The sequence below is a fragment of the Roseovarius sp. A46 genome, from assembly GCF_004126395.1.
GTDB lineage: Bacteria > Pseudomonadota > Alphaproteobacteria > Rhodobacterales > Rhodobacteraceae > Roseovarius > Roseovarius nitratireducens.
Genome location: NZ_PVWS01000058.1, coordinates 1 through 7,098, shown reverse-complemented (window position 1 = coordinate 7,098; position 7,098 = coordinate 1). Strand labels below are relative to the sequence as shown.

Annotated in this window: 6 protein-coding genes and 3 pseudogenes; 2 read left to right on the top strand and 7 right to left on the bottom strand. The window is 61.0% G+C overall.

Features of this window, described 5'->3' with window-relative positions; genetic code table 11:
• Positions 1-126: 126 nt before the first annotated feature.
• Both C6W92_RS17150 and C6W92_RS18075 read left to right on the top strand, forming a co-directional pair.
• Positions 127-276: pseudogene (locus C6W92_RS17150) on the top strand (transposase domain-containing protein); the annotation flags it as partial.
• Positions 273-866: a plasmid pRiA4b ORF-3 family protein gene (locus C6W92_RS18075; RefSeq protein ID WP_241691205.1), complete on the top strand. Its 594-nt coding sequence runs from the start codon at positions 273-275 to the stop codon at positions 864-866. The pseudogene C6W92_RS17150 and the gene C6W92_RS18075, both read left to right, overlap by 4 nt.
• Before the next feature lie 466 nt (positions 867-1,332).
• Here the strand turns inward: C6W92_RS18075 and C6W92_RS17135 are convergent.
• From C6W92_RS17135 to C6W92_RS17105, 7 genes and pseudogenes are all read right to left on the bottom strand, one after another.
• Positions 1,333-1,749: pseudogene (locus tag C6W92_RS17135) on the bottom strand (helix-turn-helix domain-containing protein); the annotation flags it as partial.
• Positions 1,750-1,946: 197 nt separating this feature from the next.
• Positions 1,947-2,924: a branched-chain amino acid ABC transporter permease gene (locus tag C6W92_RS17130; protein ID WP_129435316.1), complete on the bottom strand. Its 978-nt coding sequence runs from the start codon at positions 2,922-2,924 to the stop codon at positions 1,947-1,949.
• A complete protein-coding gene (locus tag C6W92_RS17125; protein WP_129435314.1) occupies positions 2,924-3,811 on the bottom strand; it encodes a branched-chain amino acid ABC transporter permease in 888 nt (295 codons plus the stop codon). Before C6W92_RS17125 ends, C6W92_RS17130 begins: the two co-directional genes overlap by 1 nt.
• A 79-nt stretch (positions 3,812-3,890) precedes the next feature.
• Positions 3,891-5,093, bottom strand: a complete 1,203-nt coding sequence (locus tag C6W92_RS17120; RefSeq protein WP_129435312.1) for an ABC transporter substrate-binding protein — start codon at positions 5,091-5,093, stop codon at positions 3,891-3,893.
• Positions 5,094-5,147: 54 nt separating this feature from the next.
• Positions 5,148-5,864 (bottom strand): ABC transporter ATP-binding protein, encoded by a 717-nt coding sequence (locus C6W92_RS17115; RefSeq protein WP_129435310.1) that lies wholly within the window; start codon positions 5,862-5,864, stop codon positions 5,148-5,150.
• Positions 5,857-6,606, bottom strand: coding sequence for an ABC transporter ATP-binding protein (locus C6W92_RS17110; protein ID WP_129435308.1), 750 nt, complete (start codon positions 6,604-6,606; stop codon positions 5,857-5,859). The genes C6W92_RS17115 and C6W92_RS17110 overlap by 8 nt, the downstream gene beginning before the upstream one ends.
• Before the next feature lie 340 nt (positions 6,607-6,946).
• Positions 6,947-7,098: pseudogene (locus C6W92_RS17105) on the bottom strand (IS481 family transposase); the annotation flags it as partial.

Genomic DNA, 7,098 nt, shown 5'->3' with positions numbered 1-7,098 from the left:
TCTCGACGCGCTCCGCAGCCTGCCGCTTGAACTCATCCGGAAAATACCGGCGCTTCTTCTCCATCGGACACTCCTTCCGTTGGCTCGAAAGCCTATCATGGGTGTCCACCAATCCGGGGCAGGATCACTCTTATCGTCACCGCAAAGATGAACGATGTCGATACTCAGGCCTGGCTCGCCGATGTCCTGGCCCGGCTACCCGGCACGACAGCCTCCCAGGTGCCGGAACTGCTGCCCTGGAACTGGTCCGCAACCCGCCAAAGGATGGCCGCATGACCCTGATCGCCCGCCTCCGGATCATCCTGAACGACGTCGAGCCAATGCCGATACGCCACATCGAGGTGCCGCTAAAGATCAGGCTCGACCGGCTGCATGAGGTCATCCAAGCGGCCATGGGCTGGACGGACACCCATCTCTATGAGTTCCGGGTGGGGGATGCCGGTTGGGGCGTGCCCGACCCGGACGGGTTCTACGACGGCCCCATGGACGCGAAGAAGATGACCTTGGAAAAGATGATCGACCAGACTGGCACGAGGACGATCCAGTATGTCTACGACTTCGGCGATGACTGGGACCACAGTATCCGGATCGAGCGGGTCAACGAGGCCGCCCCAGGCATGACCTATCCACGGCTGCTGAAGGCCTCCGGGGCCAGCCCGCCCGAGGACGTCGGCGGCGCCTGGGGCTACGAGGAGTTCCTCGAAGCTCTCGCCGACCCCAACCACGAGCAGCACACGGATATGGTCCACTGGTCGGGCGGGAACTTCGACGCCGAAGATGCCGAGATCGACAGTATCATCGAACGCTTCGACCGGCTTGCGAAGAAATGGGCCCCGCGGCCCCACAAACCCAAGCCTACGATCTGAGAGACGCCAGAGACCACGGCCTACGCCGGATGGTTACTTCTTTCCTGGTCAGCGACGGTGAGACCTTGGAGACCATTGGCCGGCTCCTGGGTCACACACAGGCCCAGACGACGGCGCGCTATGCCCACCTGATGGACGACCCTCAGAAACGGGCTGTGGACAGGGCTGGCAAGATCGTATCTGGCGAGGGGTGAGGTCAGGTAGGAGTCGAGGGGCTCGATGTCATGGCGTCCGGCCAGATCAACGAACGCGCGTCGGTGCTGCAAAGCAAAACACAGAAACCCGTGCGCATCGGCGTCGAGCATGAGGATGCTCTTGCGATCGCAACAGCCATTGAAATCTGAAGAAGAGGACCGTCTTCAGGGACGGCCCATACCGGAAATTCATGCTGGCACTGGCGAATGTCCGATGGCGGCATGGTATGCGAAAAGCGCTTCTGAAGAATATAGGATGCGATAACACTTCGCGGCTGCAGCCCGAAAGCATTCCAGATGCGGCGGATCGTGGTGTGTGACAGACCGATTTCTTCGGCCATCGACCGGATCGACCAATGGGTTGCATCCTTTGGCGTCGTTTCCAGTATTCGCTTGATCACATCGGCAACCTGTTCGTCCGAGATCGTTCGTGGGCGGTCAGGGCGGTATTCGTCGGTGAGCCCTTCGATCCGATCCTTCACGAAACGCCATCGCCATTTTCCGACAGTGTGTTCATGGCCTCCAAGCTAAGCACCAACTTCTTTGCTTTGCAGCCCGTCCGCACAGAGCAGGATCATACGGCATCGGTCCGAAAGCGATCGCGCCGCCTTGTGCCTCCGAACCTGTGCCTCCAGCAAGGCCCGCTCCTCGTCGCTCAGAACCACCTCGTCCGCCACACGCCCCACCATCGCATCATCTCCTCATATCTGTCCTGAAATGACACGAACTATAGTTCCAGATGACTAGACCGCTCGGGCCGGATATCCTTGCGGAGATAAGGTCGGGTCGAACGCTTTCAACGACGACGCCATTTGACTCGAACGACATTCGCGGTCGCTGGGGCCCGTCGGCGTTGACGGCGAAGGAGTGCCCTTCTTTTGCGGAATCAGAGCGATCGTTTAAGCCAGCGCGAAATAACACCCACGATCCCCTCGCGGAACATCAGCACCCCGATCACGAAGATTACCCCTTGGATGATGGTGACCCAAGCCCCGAACGTGGCGAGGTAGTTCTGCATCGTCACGATCAAGCCCGCGCCCACAAGCGGCCCAAAGACCGTGCCCATGCCGCCCAGAAGCGTCATAAGCACGACCTCGCCCGACATCGACCAGTGCACGTCGGTCAGTGTGGCCAGCTGGAACACCTGGCTTTTCGTGGCACCCGCCACCCCCGACATCGTTGCCGACAGGGTGAAGACGATCAGCTTGTAGCGGTTTACGTCGTAGCCGAGGGAAATAGCGCGCTGCTCGTTCTCGCGGATCGCCTTCAGGACCTCGCCGAAGGGCGAATGCACGACCCGGTAAAGTGCTAGGATACCCCCGAACGTCACCACGAGCACAAAGAAGTAAAGTGCCATGTTGTCGGCAAGCGGAATCAGCCCGAAGAGATCACCGCGCGGGACGCTCTGAATGCCGTCCTCGCCGCCGGTGAAATCCGCCTGCAGCGCGATGAAATAAACCATCTGCGCGAAGGCCAGCGTCACCATTGCGAAGTAGATACCCTGCCTTCGGATTGCCAGCGAACCGATGACGACGCCAAGAAATGCCGCGGCCGCGGCCCCGCACAGGATCGACAGTTCCGGGGTCAGCCCCCAGACTTTGGCGGCATGCGCGGCGATATAGCTGGCACCGCCGAAATAGGCGGCATGGCCAAACGACAGCAACCCGCCAAAGCCCAGAAGAAGATTGAACGCCGCCGCGAACAGCGCGAAACACATGACCTTCATCGCGAAGACCGGATAGACGAAGAACGGCAGCGCGATCAGAAAGACCAGCAGCACGGCGAAGATGATCTTGTGCAATACCGGCATGCCGGCGGATTCGATTGCAGGCGCGCTCTCGGTCGTGGTGTCGTTCATAGCCATCAGGCGGGCCTCCCGAACAGTCCTTCAGGTTTTATCATCAGTACGATTGCCATGATGACGAAGATCACGACGGCGGATCCCTCAGGATAGAACACCCGCGTCAGGCCCTCAACGATGCCCAGCATGTAGCCGGTCAGGATCGCCCCCATGATCGAGCCCATGCCGCCGATCACCACCACCGCGAAGACGGTGATGATCAATTGCTCGCCCATGTTCGGGTTGACCGAGTAGATCGGCGCGGCCAGCACGCCGGCGAACCCAGCCAGCGCCACGCCGAAACCGTAGGTCAGGGTGATCATCAGCGGCACGTTCACGCCGAACGCCCCGACCAGCGTCGGGTTCTCGGTGCCGGCGCGCAGGTAGGCGCCCAGCCGTGTCTTCTCGATCATGAACCAGGTGCCGAAGCACACCAGGACAGAGGCGACAACGATCCAGGCGCGGTAGTTGGGCAGGAACATGAAGCCGAGGTTCTGCCCGCCCGACAGCAATTCAGGGATCTGGTAGGGCAGACCGGAAATGCCGTAATAATTGCGAAACAGCCCTTGGATGACGAGCGCCAGACCGAAGGTCAGCAACAGCCCATAGAGGTGATCGAGGTGATAGAGGCGCGACAGCATCGTGCGTTCCAGCACCATTCCGAAGGCACCGACGATCAGCGGTGCGAGGATAAGCGCGGGCCAGTAGCCTATGCCAAGATAGTTCAGCAGCATCCAAGCCACGAAGGCGGCCGCCATGTAAAGTGCGCCGTGGGCGAAATTGATGATGTTGAGCAACCCGAAAATCACCGCCAGACCCAGCGACAGTACCGCATAGAACGACCCGTTGATCAGCCCCAGCAGAAGCTGGCCCAGCAGGACCTGTGGCGGTATTCCCAGAAGCTCGAACATGACGGCTATCCTTGGAGTGTTCGTCGGTTTAGCGGGTATCCGCCCCCCGGTTCAGCCGAGGGACGGTCCATTTCAGGGCTTACTGCTTGGAAAAGTCGCACTCGTCCAGCATCGGCAGGAAGGCGTCCTCGCCGCTGATAGTCGCGATCTGGTTGTAGAGGTCCCATTCGCCCTCCGATTCGTCCGGCGATTTGACCTCGAAGAGGTACATATCGTGGATCGCGCGACCGTCGCCGCGGATCTCGACCTTGCCGAAGAGTGGATCGTCGATCTCCATCTCGCGCATCTGGGCGACGATGGCGGCGCCGTCCTCGGCACTGCCCACGGCCTCGACCGCGGCCAGATAGGCCATGGTGGCCGAATAAGCTCCGGCATGGACCATCGTCGGCTTTGAGCCCATCTCGGCCTCGTAGCGTTCGGTCCAGGCGCGGGTTGCGTCATTCTGATCCCAGTAGAAGGCCTCTGTCAGGTTCAGACCTTGCGCGGTTTCGGCCCCCAGCGAATGCACGTCGGTGACGAACATCAGTAGCGCGGCCAGCGACTGGCCTGCCTGCGTGATGCCGAATTCCGACGCCTGCTTGATCGCGTTGACAGTGTCGCTGCCGGCATTGGCCAGCCCGATCACGTCAGCCCCGGAGCCCTGAGCTTGCAGCAGATAGGACGAGAAATCCTGCGCCGGAAAGGGGTGACGCACGCTACCCATTATCTCGCCGCCATTATCGCGGACGACGGCCATGGTGTTTTCCTCCAGTGAGTGGCCGAACGCGTAGTCGGCGGTCAGGAAGAACCACTTCTTGCCGCCGGCATTGGTCACGGCCCCGCCGGTACCATTGGCGAGCGCGGCGGTGTCGTAGGTCCAGTGCACGGTGGTCGGCTGGCACTGCTCGCGTGTCAGGCTGGTCGACCCGGCCCCGGAAATAAGGAACACGCCGTTCTCGTCAGCGGTGATGTCGGCCACGGCCAGCGCCACCGACGAGGTCGGCACGTCCACGATGGCATGGACACCGTCGGCTTCGTACCACTCGCGTGCGATGTTGCTGCCGACATCGGGCTTGTTCTGGTGATCGGCCGAAACGACCTCGACGTTCAGGCCCTTCTCGGCGGCGCCGAAATCCTCGACAGCCATGCGCGTAGCCACGGCCGAACCTTCGCCCGACAGGTCCGCATAGGTGCCCGAGCGGTCATTGAGCACACCGAGCTTGACGTCGATGTCCTGGGCCAGCGCCGGCGCGCCGGTGATCGCAGCCAGAGCTGAGCAGCTAATGGCAAGTTTCCTGATCATGTCTTTTCCTCCTGTTTGCGGCGCACATGCGCCTTTTTCCGGGTGCCGTGATGGTCAGACACCCAGGTAGTCGTGCAGTTTCTCGGTATTCTCTTCAAGCTGGTCGTTGGGGATCATGTCCACGACGCGGCCCTGATCGATGACGTAGTGGCGGTCGGCGACCGATGCGGCAAAATGGAAGTTCTGCTCGACCAGCACGATGGTGAAGCCCTCTTCCTTGAGGGCCGCGATGGTGTGGCCGATCTGCTGGACGATCACCGGGGCCAGCCCCTCGGTCGGCTCGTCCAGAAGGAGGGTCTTCGCGCCGGTGCGCAGGATCCGCGCGATGGCAAGCATCTGCTGTTCGCCCCCCGACAGCTTGGACCCCTGGCTGCTTTTCCGCCGCTCGTATAGGTTCGGGAAAAGGTCGTAGATCCGCTCGATGCTGAGACCACCCTCGGATATGCGGGGTGGCAGCATCAGATTTTCCTCGACGCTCAGCGACGAAAAGATCCCGCGTTCCTCGGGGCAGAAAGCGACCCCCAGCCGGGCAATCTGGCGCGGCTGCAACCCGATCAGCTCGGTGCCGGAGAACGTGATCGACCCGGTCCGCTTTTCCAGGATGCCCATTATCGCCAGCAGGGTCGAGGTCTTGCCCGCCCCGTTGCGGCCCAGAAGGGTGACGACCTCGCCCTTGCGGACCTCGAAGTCGATCCCGTGCAGGACATGGCTTTCGCCATACCAGCCCTGCAGTCCGGCGACCTTCAGCAGCACATTGGACGGGTCACTCATGGCTCGCTCCGATATAGGCCTCGATCACTTCGGGGGATGTGGAAATCTCTGCATAGGTCCCCTCGGCCAATATCTCGCCACGCGCCAGAACGGTGATGCGATCCGACAGATCGGCCACGACCGACAAGTTGTGTTCGACCATCAGCACGGTACGATTCTTGGCGATCCGGCGAATCAACTGCGAGATCAACGTGACGTCCTCGCGCCCCATGCCAGCCATCGGCTCGTCGAGCAGCAGCATGTCGGGCTCGAGCGCGAGCGTAGTCGCGATCTCCAGCGCGCGCTTGCGCCCGTAAGGCAACGCTGCGGCCCGCTCGTTGGTGAAATCCGCGAGCCCGACCTCGTCGAGATGCGCGCAAGCCTGATCGTTGAGCTTAGCCAAGATTCGGTTGGATCGCCAGAAATCGTAGCTTTCGCCACGGGTGCGCTGCAACGCGACGCGCACATTCTGCAGCACCGACAGGTCGGGAAAGATTGCTGAGATCTGGAACGACCGCACCATGCCCAGTCGGGCGATATCGGTCGGCTTCATGCGAGTGATGTCGCGCCCTTCGTAGGTGATCGTTCCGCGCGTCGGTTGCAGGAACTTCGTCAACAGGTTGAAACAGGTCGTCTTGCCGGCCCCGTTGGGGCCGATTAGGGCGTGAATGGACCCCTTCTCGATCGAGAGATCGACGTTGTTCACCGCGACGAATCCATCGAACTCCTTCGTCAGCCCCTTCGCTTGCAGCGTGATCGCCATCCCTACTCCGCTTTTTCTTACGTCAGCCCCGCGCGTTACTGCAGGGGTTCCGGGTCGTTTTGAGCGTACGCTAACCTCTAATCTTAGGATGTAAACAGCTCGAATGGTTTCAGCCGATATTTCGCTGAACGGGCGCCAGCGCGCCGTTGTCGATTGCCTCGTCCGCCCGCCTCTGTGGTCGCCACCCGTTGTGCAAAAGGTTGTTGAGCCGTTGATTGGTGATCGAGTGCGCGCATCTGTTAGGCCCTTTTGTGAAGCGTTTCCAAGCCGCTAGTCGAAATGGTGATCTGCGAACGAGGGCCCAATCCCGATTGCAAATTTATCAGCTCCTGTGGTTATCCTAGGTGTTCAGTCCCGGCATCTGGTGGATCGGGTCGAGGATGAAACGATCCGGCTCTGAAATCCAGACCTTGCAGATGTATTCGTATGGCGTGAGGCCACCGAGGGTCTTGAGGCGCCGGGCGAAATTGTAGGCTGCCATGAAGTCTGTGA